Source organism: Streptomyces sp. 12E (assembly GCF_055633275.1).
Genome location: NZ_JBVNCJ010000001.1, coordinates 3,966,570 through 3,986,169, shown reverse-complemented (window position 1 = coordinate 3,986,169; position 19,600 = coordinate 3,966,570). Strand labels below are relative to the sequence as shown.

Annotated in this window: 14 protein-coding genes and 1 tRNA gene; 1 reads left to right on the top strand and 14 read right to left on the bottom strand. The window is 72.1% G+C overall.

The window, feature by feature from the left end; genetic code table 11:
- Window positions 1–80: 80 nt before the first annotated feature.
- From ACZ8ZB_RS18515 to bldG, 11 genes are all read right to left on the bottom strand, one after another.
- A tRNA-Thr gene (locus tag ACZ8ZB_RS18515) sits at window positions 81–154 on the bottom strand.
- A gap of 118 nt (window positions 155–272) precedes the next feature.
- Window positions 273–1,862, bottom strand: coding sequence for an alpha/beta hydrolase (locus ACZ8ZB_RS18510; RefSeq protein ID WP_470738806.1), 1,590 nt, complete (start codon window positions 1,860–1,862; stop codon window positions 273–275).
- 96 nt (window positions 1,863–1,958) lie between these two features.
- Window positions 1,959–3,164, bottom strand: a complete 1,206-nt coding sequence (locus ACZ8ZB_RS18505; protein WP_470738805.1) for a DNA polymerase III subunit delta' — start codon at window positions 3,162–3,164, stop codon at window positions 1,959–1,961.
- Window positions 3,165–3,251: 87 nt separating this feature from the next.
- A complete protein-coding gene (gene tmk / locus ACZ8ZB_RS18500; protein WP_470738804.1) occupies window positions 3,252–6,398 on the bottom strand; it encodes a dTMP kinase in 3,147 nt (1,048 codons plus the stop codon).
- Window positions 6,399–6,566: 168 nt separating this feature from the next.
- Entirely contained in the window at window positions 6,567–9,380 is a 2,814-nt protein-coding gene (topA, locus tag ACZ8ZB_RS18495) for a type I DNA topoisomerase (protein WP_470738803.1), read from the bottom strand.
- 245 nt (window positions 9,381–9,625) lie between these two features.
- On the bottom strand, window positions 9,626–9,823 hold the full coding sequence (locus ACZ8ZB_RS18490) for a hypothetical protein (protein WP_470738802.1): 198 nt from the start codon (window positions 9,821–9,823) through the stop codon (window positions 9,626–9,628).
- 288 nt (window positions 9,824–10,111) lie between these two features.
- Window positions 10,112–11,641, bottom strand: coding sequence for a DUF7059 domain-containing protein (locus ACZ8ZB_RS18485; protein ID WP_470738801.1), 1,530 nt, complete (start codon window positions 11,639–11,641; stop codon window positions 10,112–10,114).
- A gap of 36 nt (window positions 11,642–11,677) precedes the next feature.
- Entirely contained in the window at window positions 11,678–12,265 is a 588-nt protein-coding gene (locus tag ACZ8ZB_RS18480; protein ID WP_470738800.1) for a small secreted protein, read from the bottom strand.
- A gap of 193 nt (window positions 12,266–12,458) precedes the next feature.
- Complete coding sequence (locus ACZ8ZB_RS18475; RefSeq protein WP_470738799.1) at window positions 12,459–14,864, bottom strand: sodium-translocating pyrophosphatase; 2,406 nt, start codon at window positions 14,862–14,864, stop codon at window positions 12,459–12,461.
- Window positions 14,865–15,183: 319 nt separating this feature from the next.
- Complete coding sequence (locus ACZ8ZB_RS18470) at window positions 15,184–15,618, bottom strand: ATP-binding protein (RefSeq protein WP_470738798.1); 435 nt, start codon at window positions 15,616–15,618, stop codon at window positions 15,184–15,186.
- A gap of 111 nt (window positions 15,619–15,729) precedes the next feature.
- The gene (gene bldG, locus ACZ8ZB_RS18465; RefSeq protein WP_003991900.1) at window positions 15,730–16,071 is read right to left on the bottom strand and encodes an anti-sigma factor antagonist BldG; all 342 of its coding nucleotides are present in this window, start codon (window positions 16,069–16,071) and stop codon (window positions 15,730–15,732) included.
- Between the two features lie 79 nt (window positions 16,072–16,150).
- On the opposite strand from bldG, the gene ACZ8ZB_RS18460 reads away from it, so the two are divergent.
- Window positions 16,151–18,688 carry a DEAD/DEAH box helicase gene (locus ACZ8ZB_RS18460; protein WP_470738797.1) on the top strand — a complete coding sequence of 846 codons (2,538 nt, stop codon included), beginning with the start codon at window positions 16,151–16,153 and terminating at the stop codon, window positions 18,686–18,688.
- On the opposite strand, the gene ACZ8ZB_RS18455 is transcribed toward ACZ8ZB_RS18460, so the two are convergent.
- From ACZ8ZB_RS18455 to ACZ8ZB_RS18445, 3 genes are read right to left on the bottom strand one after another with little or no spacing between them, the layout of a single operon-like run.
- Window positions 18,570–19,040 carry an Rv3654c family TadE-like protein gene (locus ACZ8ZB_RS18455; RefSeq protein WP_470738796.1) on the bottom strand — a complete coding sequence of 157 codons (471 nt, stop codon included), beginning with the start codon at window positions 19,038–19,040 and terminating at the stop codon, window positions 18,570–18,572. The two genes, ACZ8ZB_RS18460 and ACZ8ZB_RS18455, sit on opposite strands and share 119 nt — an antisense overlap.
- The gene (locus ACZ8ZB_RS18450; RefSeq protein WP_470738795.1) at window positions 19,037–19,393 is read right to left on the bottom strand and encodes a TadE family type IV pilus minor pilin; all 357 of its coding nucleotides are present in this window, start codon (window positions 19,391–19,393) and stop codon (window positions 19,037–19,039) included. The genes ACZ8ZB_RS18455 and ACZ8ZB_RS18450 overlap by 4 nt, the downstream gene beginning before the upstream one ends.
- Window positions 19,380–19,589 carry a DUF4244 domain-containing protein gene (locus ACZ8ZB_RS18445; RefSeq protein ID WP_470741521.1) on the bottom strand — a complete coding sequence of 70 codons (210 nt, stop codon included), beginning with the start codon at window positions 19,587–19,589 and terminating at the stop codon, window positions 19,380–19,382. The genes ACZ8ZB_RS18450 and ACZ8ZB_RS18445 overlap by 14 nt, the downstream gene beginning before the upstream one ends.
- Window positions 19,590–19,600: the final 11 nt, after the last annotated feature.

The following is a 19,600-nucleotide window of genomic DNA, read 5'->3' as shown; positions in this document are numbered from 1 at the left end:
GCCCGCGCTCGCCGCCGTCGCCGTATCCGCTGAATGAGGAAGGCCCAGCTCAAGGGCAAAGAGCTGGGCCTTCTTCGAAGAGCCGCCTTCGGGATTCGAACCCGAGACCTACGCATTACGAGTGCGTTGCTCTGGCCATCTGAGCTAAGGCGGCGCGCCGCGCACCTATGGTGCGATCAGCAACGTCGGTAAGTCTACACAGTTTCCTGGGGTGCTTCGTACCGGCCCCGGAGGCGGGCCGGAGCGGACGCCTCCGGGGGTGGTGGTACCGGCTATGAGCAGCGCTTTCCGTCCTTCGGCGGGGTGCCGGCGATCAGGTAGGCGTTGATCGCGGCGTCGATGCAGGCGCTGCCGCGGCCGTAGGCGGTGTGGCCGTCGCCCTCGTAGGTGAGGAGGCGCGCCGAGGAGAGCTGGCCGGCCAGGGCCTCGGCCCAGCGGTACGGGGTGGCCGGGTCCCGGGTGGTGCCGACGACGACGATCGGGGCCGCGCCCTTCGCCTCGATGCGCCGGGCCTCACCCGTGGCCCGCACCGGCCAGTACGCGCAGTTCAGCGAAGCCCAGGCGAGGCCCTCGCCGAACACCGGGGACGCCTTCTCGAAGGCGGGGAGCGCACGCCGCACCTCGTCCGGGGAGTCGAAGGCGGGCGGGAGGTCCAGGCAGTTCACGGCCGCGTTGGCGAACATCAGGTTGCTGTAGTCGCCGTTCGCGTCACGTTCGTAGTAGCTGTCGGAGAGGAGGAGGAGTTCGGCGCCGTCGTCCTCCTTCATCGCGGCCGTCAGCGCCTCGCGCAGACGCGGCCAGGCGCCCTCGTCGTACATCGCGGCGATGACGCCGATCGTCGCGAGCGACTCGGTGAGCCTGCGGCCGTCGGCGTCACCGGTGGGGATCGGCCGGGCGTCGAGCTTCCCGAAGAACGCCCTGAGGTTCTCGCCGGCCCGCCCGACGCCGGTGCTCCGGCCGCCGAGCGGGCAGTCGCTCCGCCGCACGCAGTCCTTCGCGAAGGCGGTGAACGCCGTGTGGAAGCCCTCCGTCTGCTCGAGGTTGAGCCGCCGCGCGGGCAGCGAGGGGTCCATCGCGCCGTCCAGCACCAGCCGGCCCGCCCGGTCCGGGAACAGCCCGGCGTAGGTCGCGCCGAGGAAGGTGCCGTACGAGGCGCCGACGTAGTTCAGCTTCCTGTCGCCCAGCGCGGCCCGGACGATGTCCATGTCCCGGGCCGCCTCGACGGTGGACACGTGGCGCAGCAGCTTCGGCGCGTCCGCCCCGCAGCCCTCGGCGAACCTCTTGTACGACGCGACCAGCGCGCCGGTCTCCTTCGCGTCGTCCGGCGTGACGTCCGTCCTCGTGTACGCGTCCATCCCGGGCCCGTCCAGGCACTCGACGGGGGCGCTGCCGGCGACGCCCCGCGGGTCGACGGCCACCATGTCGTAGCGGGCGCGCACGTCGGCCGGATAACCGATCCCGGCGTACCCCTGGACGTAGCCCACCGCCGAGCCGCCCGGGCCGCCGGGGTTCACCAGCAGGGAGCCCAGCCGCTTCCCGGGACCCGTGGCCTTCTTTCGGGTGAGGGCGAGACGCACGTCACCGGCCCTCGGTTCGGCGTAGTCGAGCGGGACCTTCAGCGTGGCGCACTGGAAACCGGGGACCCCGCAGTCGCGCCAGACCGGTTTCTGCTTGTAGTACGGCGTGAGGGCCGCGGGTGTGGAGCGGGGCAGGGGGGCGAGGACCGCCGCCGCCTCCTCCGCCGCCGCGCTGGCCGTACTAGGGCCGCTCCCCGAGGAGCAGCCCGAGATCAGCAGTGCGACGGCGAGCAGAGCGGCTCCGGTTCCGGTACGGGTCCTGCGGTGGATGCGCCTTGTGTCCATACAGCGAGCGTAACCGTGCGCGACGAGGCGATCGCTCTGCGCGCACACCGTGCCTCGTACGAGTTACCGTGTCGAGCCACTGGGCGGTGCCCTCGGTCAGCCCGCTCTGAGGGCCATCGTCATCGCCTCCACCGCGAGCAGCGGGGCCACATTGCGGTCCAGGGCCTTGCCGCACGCCGCGATCGCCTCGATGCGGCGGAGCGTGGACTCCGGGGAACTGCTACGGGCCATGCGCTCCAGTATGTCCTCGGCGTCGCCGTTGGCGATGGCGACGCGCGAGCCGAGCTGGAGGGCGAGGACGTCGCGGTAGAAGCCGGTCAGATCGCTCAGCGCGATGTCGAGGGTGTTGCGCTGGGTGCGCGTCCTGCGACGCTTCTGGTCGGCCTCCAGATCCTTGAAGACGCCTGCCGTGCCACGTGGCAACCGGCTGCCCTGGGCCGCGCCCAAGGCCTCTCTCAGCTCCTCGGTCTCCTTGGCGTCCGTCTCCTCGGCGAGCTGCTTGGCGTCCTCGGCCGCCACGTCGACCAGCTCCTGGGCCGCCTTGAGCGCGCCACCGACGTCTTCGACCCGCAGCGGCAGTCTGAGCACGGCGGCCCGGCGTGCGCGGGCGGCCGGGTCGGTGGCCAGGCGACGGGCCCGGTCGACGTCGCCCTGGGTGGCCCGGGCGACGGCGGCGGCGACGTCCGGCTCGACGCCCTCGCGCCGGACGAGCATGTCGGCGACGGCGGCCACCGACGGCGTGCTCAGGTTGAGGTGGCGGCAGCGGGAGCGGATCGTCGGCAGGACGTCCTCGACCGAGGGGGCGCACAGCAGCCAGACGGTGCGGGGAGCGGGCTCCTCGACGGCCTTGAGGACGGCGTTGCCGGACTTCTCGTTCAGCCGCTCGGCCTCCTCGACGAGGATGATCTGCCAACGGCCGTTCGCGGGCGAGGTGAACGACTTGCGGACGGTCTCCTTCATGTGCTTGTAGAGGATCTCCGCGCCCATGGCGACCACCGTGCTGACGTCCGCGTGGGTGCCGATGAGCGCCGTGTGGCATCCGTCGCAGAAGCCACAGCCGGGCGCGCCGCCCAGTGCCCGGTCGGGGCTCACGCACTGCAGTGCTGCGGCGAAGGCCCGCGCCGTCTGTGTCACTCCCGCGCCGGGCGGACCCGTGAACAGCCAGGCGTGCGTCATCCTCGACGCCTCCGGCGGGGGCGCGTCGGCCGCCGCGGCGGTGACGAGCGCGTCGGCGTCGCGGGCGGCGCCGGCGAGCCGCTCGCTCACCCGCTCCTGCCCGACGAGGTCGTCCCACACGGTCATGGGTCAGCCCGTCCTTCCGTCACGTCTGCCTCACCGGGTCCATTGTGCGGGTGGGCACTGACAACGCCCGCACCGCGGGCCGACCGGTCAGCGCCGGCGCCTCCGGCCCTCGTCCTCGTCACCGTCTTCGCCGTCGCGCGGGCCCAGCAGCTCGTCGGCCAGCGTCGGCAGGTCGTCCAGCGGAGTCTCCTCGGCCCATTCCGAACGCAGCCGAGGGGGCTCCTCGGGGTCGATCCGGGGCAGCTCGCGCGTGCGGTCGTCGGGGCCGTCGGCTCCCCCGGGCCCGCTCGCCGGGCGCTCGTCCCGGAAGTAGCCCGACGGCACCCGCCGGCCCGCGGGGCTCTGCTCGTCCCCCCGCACCGGAGGCAGCACCGCCGTCTCGTCCGCCGCGCCCGGCGGAACCGGCGGCTTCGGCAGTTCGGTCGTCACCTCGGCATCGGACACCCCGGGCCGCTGCCCGGCGTCCTCGTCCGGCACCCGGGGCAGCACGGCGGTCTCGTCGGCCGGCCCGCCCGACGCGTTCGTCGGCGTCACCACCGGCGTCGGCACGGTCGCCGCGTCGTCGGCCGCTCGCCCACCCGCGGCAGCGGCACCGGGGACAGCCGTCGTCTTCGGTCCCGCCTCCGCCGCGGCCGCCGCCTGCTCAGCCAGCCGCCGGGCCTGCTCCGCGCGCAGCAGCGCCTCCTCGGCCTTGCGCTGCTTCTCCAGGCGCAGCGCCTCGGCCTCGGCGCGCAGCCGCGCCTCCTCCTCGGCCTGCTTGCGGAGGCGTTCCTCCTCGGCCTTGCGGCGGGCCTCCTCCTCGGCGCGCGCCTTCTCCTCGGCGAGCAGCCGCTGCCGCTCCTCCTCCGCGCGCCGGCGTGCTTCCTCGGCCCGCTGCCGGGCCTCCTCCGCCTGCCGTTCCGCCTCGCGCCGCTGCGCCTCCTCCAGCTCGCGCCGCTTGCGCTCCTCCTCCTCGGCGCGCAGCCGGGCGAGCTGCTCCTCGCGCTCGCGCTCCAGACGCTCCTCCTCGGCCTTGCGGGCCGCCTCCTCCTCCGCCTTGCGGCGGGCCTCCTCCTCGGCCCTGCGGCGTGCTTCCTCACGGGCCCGGATCTCGGCCTCGGACAGCGGCAGCACCTGGTCGAGACGGTGCCGGATCACCGTGGTGACCGCCTCCGGTTCCTGGCCGGCGTCGACCACCAGGTAGCGGCCGGGGTCGGCCGCGGCCAGGGTGAGGAAACCGGCCCGCACGCGCGCGTGGAACTCGGCGGGCTCCGACTCCAGCCGGTCCGGCGCCTCGGTGAAGCGTTCCCGCGCGGTCTCCGGCGCCACGTCCAGCAGCACCGTCAGATGCGGGACCAGCCCGTCGGTCGCCCAGCGGTTGATGCGGGCGATCTCGGTCGGCGACAGGTCGCGTCCGGCGCCCTGGTAGGCGACGGAGGAGTCGATGTACCGGTCGGTGATGACGACGGCGCCACGCTCCAGGGCGGGCCGGACGACGGTGTCGATGTGCTCCGCGCGGTCCGCGGCGTACAGCAGTGCCTCCGCGCGGTGCGAGAGGCCGGCGCTGGAGACGTCCAGCAGGATGGACCGCAGCCGCTTGCCGACCGGGGTCGCCCCCGGCTCGCGGGTGAGGACGACCTCGTGGCCCTTGGCCCTGATCCATTCCGCGAGGGCCTCGGCCTGGGTGGACTTCCCGGCGCCGTCGCCGCCCTCCAGGGCGATGAAGAAGCCGGAGGCGGCGGACGCCTGCTCGGGGTCGCTGCCGCCGAGCAGGGCGTCGCGCAGGTCCTGCCGCAGCGGCACCCCGGAGCGGTCGTCGACCTTGGCGAGGACCAGCGCGGCCACCGGCAGCAGCAGCGCGCCGACCAGCATCAGCGTGAAGGCGGCGCCGCCGTGCGCGAAGACGAACCGGCCGTTCTCCAGCCGGTGCGGCCCGATGACCGCGGCGACCAGCGGGGCGATCACCGCGCCGAGCGCCACGAAGACCCGGACCACCGCGTGCAGGTGCTCGGTCGTACGGGCCCGTCGCTGGTCCTCGGTCTCCTGGTCGAGCAGCGTGTGCCCGGTGTTGGCGGCGAGCCCCGCGCCGACACCGGCCAGCGTCATGATCAGCACCACGCTGGTGACGTCCGGTACGAGTCCGGCGGCCAGCAGCGCGACCCCCGTGAAGGCGAGCGTGAGCGCGAGCAGCCGGCGGCGGGACAGGGACGGCAGCAGGACGGGCGCCGTACGGATGCCGACGACGACACCGCCGGTCAGCGCGCCCACCAGCAGGCCGTACAGCACGGGACCGCCGCCCAGGTCCTTGGCGTGCAGCACCGACACGGCGACGGCGGCCGACACGGCGGCGGCGACGGACGCGGAGGCGAGCACCAGCAGCGGCAACGCGCCGGTGCGGCCCTTGTCGGCGCCGGCGGCGCTCTTCGGGCGGCGCAGTCCTTCCAGCGGCGACCGGGCGCGCGGGGTGCGGGTGCCGGGCAGTTCCAGGAAGGTCAGGACGGACAGCGACGCGGCGAACAGTCCGGCCGCGACGTACGAGGCGAGGGCCGCCTGGTGCGCGCCGAACCAGTCGATCCCGGTGGCGAGCAGGTTGTTGAGCAGGGCCGCGACGACGAGCGTGACGGCCGCGAGCGGTATCGCCACGAAGCCCGTGCGCAGCGACAGGCGGCGCAGGGCGTCCATGTGGTCGGGCAGCGGGCGCACGGTCGCGCCCTCCAGTGGCGGGGCGGGCAGCAGCGAGGGGGCGGCGCTCTCGCGGCACACCGTCCAGAACCGCTCGGCGACTCCGGTCACGAAGGCGGTGACGAGGAGGACGGCCAGCGCGTTCCCGGGGGTCCAGTCGATCCACAGCGGCGCCACGATGAGCAGCGCGGCGCGCAGTCCGTCGGCGCCGACCATGGTCCAGCGGCGGTCCAGCGGTCCGTCCTGCGAGGTGAGCGACGTGAGCGGGCCGAGGAGCACGGCGCCGAACAGCAGCGTCGCCAGGATGCGTACCCCGAAAACGGTCGCCACTGCGAACGCCGCCCCCCGGTAGCCACCGCCGAAGGATCCCTCGGCGACCGCCGTCTGCAGGGCCAGGAGGACCAGCACCAGGAGGGCGAGGACGTCGCCGACCCCGCCCGCGAGCTGCGCGCTCCACAACCGTTTCAGCTGCGGTCGGCGCAGCAGGGCGCGGACGGCACGCTCGCGGGAGTCAGCGACAAGGGTGTCGTCGGGGGCCGGCTGTGGGGCCGTTGGCTGCTCGGCTCGCGTCATGCGTTCAGCCTATCGGCCCGGGCCGCCGGCCCGGCGCGACGCGCCTGACATGCCCACGACCCGACACCGAAGTGCTGCCGGGGCGTTCGCATTCCGAACCCGGGCGAAGACCGACACGGGTTCCGGCGAAGGCTCGCTGCTCCTGGCGTCTACCCGCGAGGGGAGGGATCAGTCCTCCGCCCCGTTCGAGGCGGTCGCCTTCTTGGCGGCGGTCTTCTTCGCCGTCGTGGTCGTCTTCGCCGCGGTCTTCTTGGCGGCCGCCGTCTTCTTCGCCGGCGCCTTCTTCGCCGCCGTCTTCTTGACCGCCTTCTTCGCGGTCTTCTTGGCGGGGCCCTTCGCCCGCTTCTCGGCGAGCAGCTCGAACCCGCGCTCCGGGGTGATCTCCTCGACGCTGTCGCCGGAGCGCAGCGTCGCGTTGGTCTCCCCGTCGGTGACGTACGGACCGAAGCGGCCGTCCTTCACCACGACCGGCTTCTCGCTGACCGGGTCGGTTCCCAGCTCCTTCAGCGGCGGCTTGGCCGCGGCCCGACCGCGCTGCTTGGGCTGGGCGTAGATCGCCAGCGCCTCCTCCAGCGTGATCGTGAAGAGCTGTTCCTCGGACTGCAGCGACCGTGAGTCGGTGCCCTTCTTCAGATACGGCCCGTAGCGGCCGTTCTGCGCGGTGATCTCCTGGCCCTCGGCGTCCGTGCCGACCACCCGCGGCAGCGACATCAGCCTCAGCGCCTCGTCGAGCGTCACCGTGTCCAGGGACATCGACTTGAAGAGGGAGGCCGTGCGCGGCTTGACCGCGTTCTTGCCGGTCTTCGGGGTGCCCTCGGGGAGCACCTCCGTGACGTACGGGCCGTAGCGGCCGTCCTTGGCGACGATCGTGTGACCGGTCGCCGGGTCGGTGCCCAGCTCGTAGTCGCCGCTCGGCCTGGCGAGCAGTTCCTCGGCGAGCTCGACGGTCAGCTCGTCGGGCGCCAGGTCCGTGGGGATGTCGGCGCGCTGGTGCTGCTCGGTGTCCTTCTCGCCGCGCTCGATGTACGGGCCGTAGCGCCCGACCCGCAGCACGATGCCGTTGCCCACCGGGAACGACGACACCTCGCGCGCGTCGATCGCGCCCAGGTCGGTCACCAGCTCCTTGAGACCGCCGAGGTGGTCCCCGTCGCCGTTGCCGGCGTCGGCCGCGTCACCGTTGCTCGCTCCCTCGCCGAAGTAGAACCGCTTCAGCCACGGCACCGCCCGCGCCTCGCCCCGCGCGATGCGGTCGAGGTCGTCCTCCATCCGGGCGGTGAAGTCGTAGTCGACGAGCCGGCCGAAGTGCTTCTCCAGCAGGTTGACCACGGCGAAGGAGAGGAAGGACGGCACCAGGGCGGTGCCCTTCTTGAACACGTAGCCGCGGTCGAGGATCGTGCCGATGATCGACGCGTACGTCGACGGACGGCCGATCTCGCGCTCCTCCAGCTCCTTGACCAGCGACGCCTCGGTGTAGCGGGCCGGGGGCTTGGTGGCGTGCCCGTCGACCGTGATCTCCTCGGCGGTGAGGGCGTCGCCCTCGGAGACCTGCGGCAGCCGGCGCTCGCGGTCGTCGAGCTCGGCGTTCGGGTCGTCGGCGCCTTCCACGTACGCCTTCAGGAAGCCGTGGAAGGTGATCGTCTTGCCGGAGGCGCTGAACTCGACGTCCCGGCCGTCGGCCGCCGTGCCGCCGATCTTCACGGTGACGGAGTTGCCGGTGGCGTCCTTCATCTGGGAAGCGACGGTCCGCTTCCAGATCAGCTCGTAGAGCCTGAACTGGTCGCCGGTCAGCCCGGTCTCGGCGGGCGTGCGGAAGCGGTCGCCCGAGGGGCGGATCGCCTCGTGCGCCTCCTGCGCGTTCTTGACCTTGCCCGCGTAGGTGCGCGGCTGCGGGGGCAGGTAGTCGGCGCCGTACAGCTGTGTGACCTGCGCGCGGGCGGCGGCGACCGCCGTCTCGCTCAGGGTCGTCGAGTCCGTGCGCATGTAAGTGATGTAGCCGTTCTCGTACAGCTTCTGCGCGATCTGCATCGTGGCCTTCGCGCCGAAGCCGAGCTTGCGGCTCGCCTCCTGCTGCAGCGTCGTCGTACGGAACGGGGCGTACGGCGAGCGGCGGTACGGCTTGGACTCGACGGAACGCACGGCGAACCGCGTGTGCTCCAGGGCGGCGGCCAGGGCGCGGGCGTTCGCCTCGTCCAGGTGGAGGGTGTTCGCGCTCTTCGGCTGTCCCAGGGAGTCGAAGTCGCGGCCCTGCGCGACCCGGCGCCCGTCGACGGTCTGCAGGCGGGCCAGGAGCGACGAGGGATCCGACGCGTCACCGGCGCGGCCGGTCGCGAAGGTGCCCGTCAGGTCCCAGTACTCGGCGGAACGGAAAGCCATGCGCTCGCGTTCCCGCTCCACCACGAGCCGGGTGGCGACGGACTGGACGCGGCCGGCGGACAGCCGGGGCATGACCTTCTTCCACAGGACCGGCGAGACCTCGTAGCCGTAGAGGCGGTCGAGGATGCGGCGGGTCTCCTGGGCGTCGACCAGCTTCTGGTTGAGCTGGCGCGGGTTGGCCACGGCCGCGCGGATCGCGTCCTTGGTGATCTCGTGGAAGACCATCCGCTTGACCGGGATCTTCGGCTTGAGCACTTCCTGCAGGTGCCAGGCGATGGCCTCGCCCTCGCGGTCCTCATCGGTGGCGAGGAAGAGTTCGTCGGACTCCTTCAGCAGGTCCTTCAGCTTCTTGACCTGGGCCCGCTTGTCCGCGTTGACCACATAGATCGGCTGGAAGTCGTGGTCGACGTCCACACCGAGGCGGCGCACCTCGCCGGTGTACTTCTCCGGCACCTCGGCGGCGCCGTTGGGAAGGTCGCGAATGTGCCCGACGCTCGCCTCGACGATGTAGCCGGGGCCGAGGTAGCCCTTGATCGTCTTCGCCTTGGCAGGCGACTCGACGATGACGAGTCGGCGGCCGCCCTTCGCGGTCTCGCTGGTCGGGGACAACTTCGCTCTTCTCTCCGGTCGGCGCTTGGGGCTCCCCAGGCGGTCTCCCCGGGGTCGGGTCATGGTGACGCTGCGGAGTGTGACGGTACATCCCGCCCCCGTGTCAAACGGGAAAAGCCCGCAACGGCCACTCGAACGGTAACCCGACTACCACCGTTCCTGCCGCCCGGAGTGTCCAGACTCAGCCCGCGCTTATGCGGAGTGCGATCTACCGGTTACCTGGAGCCGCCAGGGTTCCGGGCCCCTCACAGGCGGGTCAGACACCATGCGCCGAGGGCCAGGGAGATCATCGCGACGAGTCCCGCGACGGTGATCGATGCGACGGGGCTCACACCCTGGGCGACGGGACGGTGCTGCCGCGCACGGGTCACGGTCCAGGCCAGCAACCCACCCCCGAACAGGCAGAACACCACCCCCGCGAAGATCGCCGGTCCGCTCTCCATGGTCGCCCGATGCCCTCTTTCCCGTCCGCCGGTACCGGCCCCGGAGTGACGCTGTCACGCCCGGGCGGCGGACAGGCGAATCGGAGGTGAACGCGAAGGCCACGGACCTGACCACATGTCCGGAGACAGGCCCGGGGGTCCTTTCACGGACATTCCGGATCGATGTGAAAGGGCCGGGGAGGCGTCCGCGGCAGGCGCGAAAGAAGCGGCGGAAGACAGTGACGTGACTCATGGGGCGGCCTGCCGGGGCGCCCGTGGGGGCCGCTCGGGAGCCCGCCGTCGCCCGTGTCAGCCGACGGGCTCCAGGAACCCCTGCTCCACGAGCAGCCGGATCTGGGCCGGCGTCCGGTCGCGCAGCAGTACGGGGTCCTCGCCGAGGAGCTGGGCGATGGCGTCCAGGATCCGGCCCGCGCCCATGGTGCCGTCGCACACGCCGGCGAAGCCCGCGCCGATCGTGTCCACCTTGGTGGCCCGGCGCATCCCGCGGTTCTGCCGCAGCACGACGTGCTCCGGGTCCTCGGCGCCGGGCAGCCCGACCTGCTCCTGCACGACCTCGGCGGCCAGCGCGAAGCGCGCTTCGAGGAGCGCCGCGTCGTCGTGCGTCCGCAGGTAGTCGAGCCGGTCGAAGTGCGCCCTGACCGTCTCGCCGAGCGGCTGCTCGACCGGGTGCGGCCACTCCTCCACCGTGATCGACTCCGCGGCGGAGCCCGACTTGCGCAGGGTGATCCAGCCGAAACCGACCGCCCTCACCTTGCGCGCCTCGAACTCGTCCAGCCACGCGTCGTACCGCGCCCGGTACTCGGCCCGGTCACCGCGGTGGTCGCCCGCGTCCCTCAGCCACAGCTCGGCGTACTGGGTGATGTCCTGCACCTCGCGCTGCACGATCCAGGCGTCGCACCCGCGAGGCACCCACGACCTGAGCCTGTCCTGCCAGTCCTCCCCCTCGACGTGCTGCCAGTTGGCGAGGAACTGCGCGAACCCGCCCTCGTTCAGCCGTTCCCCCGCCTCCTGAACGATCGTGCGGCACAGATCGTCCCCGCCCATCCCGCCGTCGCGGTAGGTGAGCCGGGCGCCCGGGGAGATCACGAAGGGCGGGTTGGACACGATCAGGTCGTACGTCTCACCGTCCCGGACCGGAGTGAACAGCGAGCCCTCGCGCAGGTCGGCGGCCGGGACCCCGGAGAGGGCCAGGGTGAGCGCGGTGATGTGCAGGGCGCGCGGGTTGACGTCGGTGGCCGTCACGCGCGTGGCGTGCCGGGCGGCGTGCAGTGCCTGGATGCCGGACCCGGTGCCGAGGTCGAGCGCACAGGCCACGGGTGTACGGACGGTGATGCCGGCCAGGGTCGTGGACGCCCCGCCGACGCCGAGCACCACGTCCTCGTCCCGGCTCCCGATGCCCCCGGCACCGCCGACCGCGCACCCGAGGTCGGACACGATGAACCAGTCCTCGCCGCCCGGCCCGCCGTACGGCCGTACGTCCACGGTCGCGGTGAGGTCGTCCGCGCCGGCGCGCGTCAGCCATCCGCTCTCCAGACAGACGTCGACGGGCAGGACGTCCGCCACGCGCGCGTGCGGCACGGGCCGCTGCAGCAGGAACAGCCGTACGAGCGTCTCCAGCGGTGTGTCCCCGCGGGCGGCCCTCAGGGCGGGCACCGTCTCGCCGCGGGCCAGCGCCGCGTAGGCGGGGGCGCCGAGCAGTTCGAGCAGTCCGTCGGCGGTGAAGGAGGCTCCGAGCAGCGCGTCCCGCAGCCGGGCGGCGGCTTCGGGGCGGTCGGACGAGGGCAGGGGCGGCAGGCTGGCGTCACTCACGCCCTCCATTGTGGCCGCCGCCCTCACCCGGCGCGTCCCGCGGTGTCAGCTCTTGGCGGTCCCCGCCGTCGCGGTGGCCGTCCGGCAGCTGGGCTGCCGGGACATCGCCTCGCCGACCTCGCCCTCCTCCAGCGTGCTGAGGGCGTTGCTGCCGCTCTTGCCGAGCTTGTCCAGCTCGGCGGCGATGTCCTTCAGGCCGTCGGCGAACTCCGCCTGGTCGTCCGTGTCGAGGCCGTCGACCTGCTTCTTCAGCGAGGCGTACGACGCGGAGATGTCGTTGAGCTCCTTGACCGCGTCCGTCTGCTTCTTCTCCCCGTCCTCGACGTCCGGCGCCCCGGCCTTGCTCACGGCGGCCCCGATCGCCTTGTAGGCGTCGGACATGTCCTGGAAGGCCTTCGAGTCGGCCTTCTGGACCTCTTCCGGCGTGCTGTTGTCCGAGGTCTCCTCCTGGATCGCGGCGTTGGCCGATTTGATCTTCGCGGCCTGCGGCTGCACCGCGTCGCAGACCTGCTTCGCCCAGGCGTCCAGCTTCTCGTCGTCGTCGCCGCCGCACCCCGTCAGCGCCAGTACCAGTACCGCACCGCCGGACAGTGCGGCCGCGAGCTTCTTGTTCACCGGATCGGTCCCTTCCATGGCCTTCGGCCCCGGAACATACACGCCGGATGGCCTACACCCACCCGCCGAACATCCGGTAAGGGACTTTTGAAGCCATTTGCACCACGCGAGAGAAGGCTCACGGCATGGGCCCCGCGGACGGGGAGAGGGCGGACGGCACGTCAATGCGCACCGTCCGCCCGCACCTTGATCCGGCGTCCGCCGTCCGAGGCTAGGAAACCACCGCCGGATCGGCGGACTTGGGTTCCGGCTCGGCGTCGTCCTCGTCCTCCACCGCGATGCCGCGCCGCTTGGACACGTACACCGCGCCGACGATCACGAGCAGCGCCAGGACCGCGACGAGCACCCGCATCCCGACGCTCCTGTCCGCGCCGTAGGAGAACTTGATGACCGCGGGCGCGATGAGCAGCGCCACCAGGTTCATCACCTTCAGCAGGGGGTTGATCGCGGGTCCTGCGGTGTCCTTGAAGGGGTCGCCGACGGTGTCGCCGATGACGGTGGCCGCATGGGCCTCGCTGCCCTTGCCGCCGTGGTGGCCGTCCTCGACGAGTTTCTTCGCGTTGTCCCAGGCGCCACCGGAGTTGGCGAGGAAGACCGCCATCAGGGTGCCCGCGCCGATCGCGCCCGCGAGGAAGGCGCCCAGAGCGCCGACGCCGAGCGTGAACCCGATGAAGATGGGCGCCATCACGGCGAGCAGTCCGGGTGTGGCGAGCTCGCGCAGGGCGTCCTTGGTGCAGATGTCGACGACCTTCCCGTACTCCGGTTCCTCGCTGTGGTCCATGATCCCGGGCTTCTCGCGGAACTGCCGCCGCACCTCGTAGACCACCGAACCCGCCGACCGCGACACCGCGTTGATCGCCAGCCCCGAGAAGAGGAAGACGACCGCCGCGCCCGCGATCAGACCGACGAGGTTGTTGGGCTGGGAGATGTCCATCATCAGGCTCATCGGCGCGCCCTCACCGCTGAGCCTCTCGCCCACGTCCCGCGCGCCGGTGGTGATGGCGTCCCGGTACGAGCCGAACAGCGCCGCCGCCGCCAGTACGGCCGTGGCGATCGCGATGCCCTTGGTGATGGCCTTGGTGGTGTTGCCGACCGCGTCCAGGTCGGTGAGCACCTGGGCGCCCGCGCCCTCCACGTCGCCGGACATCTCGGCGATGCCCTGCGCGTTGTCGGAGACCGGGCCGAAGGTGTCCATCGCGACGATCACACCGACCGTGGTGAGCAGTCCGGTGCCGGCCAGCGCCACCGCGAACAGCGCCAGCATGATCGACGTACCGCCGAGCAGGAACGCCCCGTACACGCCGAGACCGATCAACAGGGCGGTGTAGACGGCGGATTCGAGACCGATCGAGATGCCGGAGAGGACGACGGTGGCCGGGCCGGTGAGCGAGGTCTTGCCGATGTCCCGCACGGGACGCCGGGTGGTCTCGGTGAAGTAGCCGGTGAGCTGCTGGATGAGGGCGGCGAGCACGATGCCGATGGCCACCGCGACGAGCGCGAGGATCCGCGGATCGCCGTCCTTGCCCAGGATCGCCTCGTCGGTGACGCCGTCGAGATCGGCGTACGACGACGGCAGGTAGACGAACACGGCGATCGCGACCAGGACGAGCGAGATCAGCGCGGAGACGAAGAACCCCCGGTTGATCGCGCTCATGCCGCTGCGGTCGGCGCGTCTTGGGGCCACCGCGAAGATGCCCGCCATCGCGGTGAGGACACCGATGGCGGGCACCAGCAGCGGGAAGGCGAGCCCGGCGTCGCCGAACGCCGCCGAGCCCAGGATCAGCGCGGCCACCAGGGTCACGGCGTACGACTCGAACAGGTCGGCCGCCATGCCCGCGCAGTCGCCGACGTTGTCGCCCACGTTGTCGGCGATGGTCGCGGCATTGCGCGGATCGTCCTCCGGGATGCCCTGCTCGACCTTGCCGACCAGGTCGGCGCCGACGTCGGCGGCCTTGGTGAAGATGCCGCCGCCGACCCGCATGAACATCGCGATCAGCGCGGCGCCGAGACCGAACCCCTCGAGCACCTTCGGGGCGTCGGCCGCGTACGCCAGCACCACGCAGGAGGCGCCCAGCAGGCCGAGACCGACGGTGAACATGCCGACGACACCGCCTGTACGGAAAGCGATCTTCATCGCTTTGTGCGAGACGGCGGTGAGATCCTTTTCCGGCTCGCCCACGGCCGGAGTCGCTTCGCGCGCCGCCGCCGCGACCCGTACATTGCTGCGCACGGCGAGCCACATGCCGATATAGCCGGTGGCCGCCGAGAACGCCGCTCCGATCAAGAAGAACACCGATCGTCCGGCACGCTGACTCCAGTCGTCCGCGGGCAGCAGCATGAGCAGGAAGAACACGACGACGGCGAATACGCCGAGGGTGCGCAACTGGCGGGCCAGATAGGCGTTCGCGCCCTCCTGGACCGCTGCCGCGATCTTCTTCATGCTGTCGGTGCCCTCGCCGGCCGCGAGGACCTGGCGCACCAGGAATCCCGCGACCACCAGTGCCGCCAGCGCGACCACGCCGATGACCACCACGAGCAGGCGGTTGTCGTCGGTCAGCACGGCGGCTGCGAGGGATGCGGACCGGCCCGGCTCTTGTGTGAGGGAAAGCCCCGCCATTCGTCCTCCTTGACGCTTGGGCTGAGCTCAAGATGTGGACGGGATTGTAGATACCAGAAGCTGATCAAAACAGAGCGCGCGAAATGTAAATGTCTTGCACACGCTCTTCCGTAATGATCGCCGGATGGCCGACGACTGGAAATCGGTAATGCCTTTGAAGCATTCTCGTGATCACATTTCCATGGCACGGCCGGTCGTGAACGAATTCACGCGATCAACCGCACGAGACCACTGTAAGCGCGGGCGCCGACACCCGCACATGACGAAGGGCCCCACGAGGGGGCCCTTCGAAAGAACAGTCGCCGTCCGGGTGAAACGGTCAGGCGAGGAGAGTGGCCGGCGGCGCGGTGGGCCACCTCATGCGGATCGCTCCGCCGTGCTCCCCCGCACTGACCTCGACGTCGTCGACGAGTCCGCTGATGACCGCGAGGCCCATCTCGTCCTCCTCGGTCTCCGCCACATCGCCCGACGCCTCGCCGGGCGCCCGCTCGCCGGGAACCGCGTGGGGCACCTCGTCGCCGACCTCGATGGAGAACTGCTTCTCCTCCTCGATCAGCAGCACCTTCACGGGCGCCGAGATCCCGCCGTTCCGGTGCAGCCCCACGGCACGGCTGCAGGCCTCACCGACGGCGAGCCTGACCTCGTCGAGGACGGCCTCGTCCACTCCGGCCCTGCGCGCCACCGCCGCCGCCACGAGCCGGGCGGTCCTGACGTGCTCGGGCAGCGCGCTGAAGCGGAGTTCGACGGTGGCCATGCATCCCCCTCGCGACTACGGGCGTGCTGTGGAGAGGCCGGGCCGTCATACGCCCGGCCCTCCTCTTGATTCTCTTCCGCCGCCCGGGCACGCGGCCCGGGAGCAGGGTGGTCAGTCGGTGGCCGCCACCGCTTCCTCCACCGAGGTGTGGATCGGGAACACCTTGGTGAGGCCGGTGATGCGGAAGATCTTGAGAATACGCTCCTGGTTGCAGACCAGGCGCAGTGAGCCCTCATGGGCACGGACGCGCTTCAGGCCGCCGACCAGCACGCCGAGTCCGGTGGAGTCGAGGAAGTCCACGCCTTCCATGTCGACGACAAGGTGGAAACTGCCGTCGTTCACCAGCTCGACCAACTGCTCGCGCAGCTTGGGCGCGGTATATACGTCGATTTCGCCACCGACCCTGACGATCGTGCGATCGCCCATGGTCTCGGTCGACAGGGACAGGTCCACGGATCCTCCAGCACCTAGCTATCGAGCGGTCGCCCTTGGGGCATCTCGGCTCAGCCCCCGGGACGGTTCGCCAGCCGCGATGGCATTCAATCACTTACCGGCAGGCGTGCACGACGCCTTGGCCCCATTGTCCGTCACGCCAGTGACACACTCGGTGCCGATGGCCAAGAATCACCGATCCGATCGACCCTCGACGGGCCTTCCGTCCGGGCCCGCCCCGGGCGCGGTCCTGGACCGGCTCGCGTCCGGACCGAGCCGGGCTTCGCGCATCACTCATACGGAGCACTTGCCCCCGCGTGAGGGTCGCCATGCCGTCTGGCCGGACCGGATCCGTCCGGAGGTCCTCGCCGCCGTGCGGGCCGCGGGCGTCGAACACCCCTGGGCCCACCAGGCACGCGCCGCCGAACACGCCCTGGACGGCGAGTCCGTCGTGGTCGCCACCGGTACCGCGTCCGGCAAGTCCCTGGCGTACCTGATGCCCGTCCTGTCCACCCTGCTGGACGGCGCGGAGGCCCCGAACGGCCGCGGCGCGACCGCCCTGTACCTCGCGCCCACGAAAGCCCTCGCGGCGGACCAGTGCCGATCCGTGAAGGAACTTTCACAACCGCTGGGCCATTCGGTGCGCGCGGCCGTCCACGACGGCGACACGCCGTTCGAGGAACGCGAGTGGATCCGCCAGTACGCCAACTACGTGCTGACCAACCCGGACATGCTGCACCGGGGCATCCTGCCGGCCCACCCCCGCTGGTCCTCCTTCCTGAAGTCGCTGAAGTACGTCGTCGTCGACGAGTGCCACACCTACCGGGGCGTCTTCGGCTCGCACGTCGCCCAGGTGCTGCGCCGGCTGCGCCGCCTGTGCGCCCGCTACGGCGCCTCGCCCGTGTTCCTGCTGGCCTCCGCGACCGCCGCCGAGCCCGCGGTCGCCGCCCGCCGCCTCACCGGCCTGCCGGTCGTGGAGGTGGCCGACGACGCCTCACCGCGCGGTGAACTGGTGTTCGCCCTCTGGGAGCCGCCGCTGACCGAGCTGCACGGCGAGAAGGGCGCACCGGTCCGCCGCACGGCCACCGCCGAGGCCGCCGACCTGCTGACCGACCTCACCGTGCAGGGCGTCCGCTCGGTCACCTTCGTACGCTCCCGGCGCGGGGCCGAACTCATCTCCGTGATCGCCCGGGAACGCCTCGCCGAGGTCGACCGCTCGCTGGCCGGGCGGGTGGCGGCGTACCGGGGCGGCTACCTCCCCGAGGAACGCCGCGCCCTGGAACGCGCCCTGCACTCCGGCGAACTGCTCGGCCTCGCCGCGACGAACGCCCTCGAACTCGGCGTGGACGTCTCCGGCCTGGACGCCGTGGTGATCGCCGGCTATCCGGGCACCCGGGCCTCCCTGTGGCAGCAGGCCGGGCGCGCGGGGCGGTCCGGGCAGGGCGCCCTCGCCGTCCTGGTCGCCCGGGACGACCCCCTGGACACCTTCCTCGTCCACCACCCCGAGGCCCTCTTCGACCGGCCCGTGGAGTCCACCGTCCTCGACCCCGACAACCCCTACGTGCTCGCCCCGCACCTGTGCGCGGCGGCCGAGGAACTACCGCTGACCGAGGAGGACCTGCCCCTGTTCGGCCCGGCCGCCGAGGACCTGCTCCCGCAGCTGGAGGCCGCGAAGCTGCTGCGCCGGCGGACCAGGGCCTGGCACTGGACCCGCCGCGAGCGGGCCGCCGACCTGACCGACATCCGGGGACAGGGCGGCCGGCCGGTCCAGGTCGTCGAGGCCGGTACGGGCAGGCTGCTGGGCACGGTCGACGCGGGGGCGGCGCACACGAGCGTCCACGAGGGCGCGGTGCACCTGCACCAGGGCCTGACGTATCTCGTCCGCTCGCTCGACCTGGAGGACTCCGTCGCCCTGGTCGAGCGGGCGGCCCCCGCGTACACCACGGTGGCCCGGGACACGACGTCGATCTCCGTGCTGGAGACGGACACCGAGGTCCCGTGGGGCGACGGCCGCCTCTGCTACGGCTCCGTCGAGGTCACCAACCAAGTGGTCTCCTTCCTGCGCCGGCGGGTCGTCACCGGCGAAGTGCTGGGCGAGACGAAGCTCGACCTCCCTCCTCGTACGCTGCGCACCCGCGCGGTGTGGTGGACGGTCACCGAGGACCAGCTGGACCGGGCGGGGATCGTCCCGGAGATCCTCGGCGGAGCGCTGCACGCCGCCGAGCACGCCTCGATCGGCATGCTGCCGCTCTTCGCGACCTGCGACCGCTGGGACATCGGCGGCGTCTCGGTCCCGCTGCACCCCGACACGCTGCTGCCCACGGTCTTCGTCTACGACGGCCACCCGGGCGGCGCGGGCTTCGCGGAACGCGCCTTCCGCACCGCCCGCGCCTGGCTCACCGCCACCCGTCAGGCCATCGCCTCCTGCGAGTGCGACGCCGGCTGTCCCTCCTGCATCCAGTCCCCCAAGTGCGGCAACGGCAACGATCCGCTGCACAAGCGGGGCGCGGTACGACTCCTCACGGTGCTGCTGGAGAGCGCCCCGGAGGAGAAGCCGGAGGACGCGGGGGGTGCTGCCGGGGCGCAGCGGGGGTCGGTGTCCGGGACGGAGGTCCCGCCGGGCCCGCCCGGGCCCTGATCTCCGCCGTGAACGGCCCCCGGCCCGAAGCCACCGACACGTCCGACACCTCGCCGGTGATCACGCACCGTACGAGCCGCGTGCCCTGCGCCCGGGCCACCCGGTCCGCCCGGGCACAGGCCGCCGTACCGCCCTCCGTCCAGTGGTCCGCCGCCGCGAGCGCCGCCAGGTCCGCGCCGCCGGCCGCCCGGTGCCGGACCACGACGGCGTGCCCCAGGGCGAGGACGACACCGAACACCACGCACAGCACGGCGATCGCACCGACGCTCCAGACGGTCGCCGACCCCCGGTCGGAGCACCGCGCGTGCCGCCACCCGTCCGTCGGCCCCCGTGTCCGGAAACGGGCCCTCACGTCGCCGCCTCCTCCACCGCGGCGACGGCCTCCTCCCGCAGCTCGAAGGGGAGTCCGCGCAGGACCGGTGGCCTGGCCTCGACGACCACCCGGACCTGCGCGGCCTCCCGGCTCACCGTGACTCTCGCGCCGGGCGGCGCCGCCTCGCGGGCCACCTCGACGACGGCGTCAGGAGGATCCTGCCGGGCCGCCGCGCGGGCGCCCGCGCGCGCCGCGTCCACGCACCGGATCTGTGCCGCCACCACCAGCAAGCCCCAGACCAGTGCCATCGCGAACATCACCAGCACGGGCAGCACCATGGCCGACTCCGCCGTCACGAACCCGCGGTCCGCACGCCGTTCACATCCGGCCATCGAGCGCCTGCTGCACGATGTTCCGCAGCGCCGTGCTGACCGGTCCGCTGGTGACCACCTTGTAGAGCACGACGGAGAACGCCACCGCCGCCACCACGCCCATCGCGTACTCCGAGGTCACCATTCCGGCGTCCCTCCGTGCCGTACGCACCTTGCACACCAGGGCACGCAGTCGTGCCCGTACCGCCTGATACATCTCAACCCCCA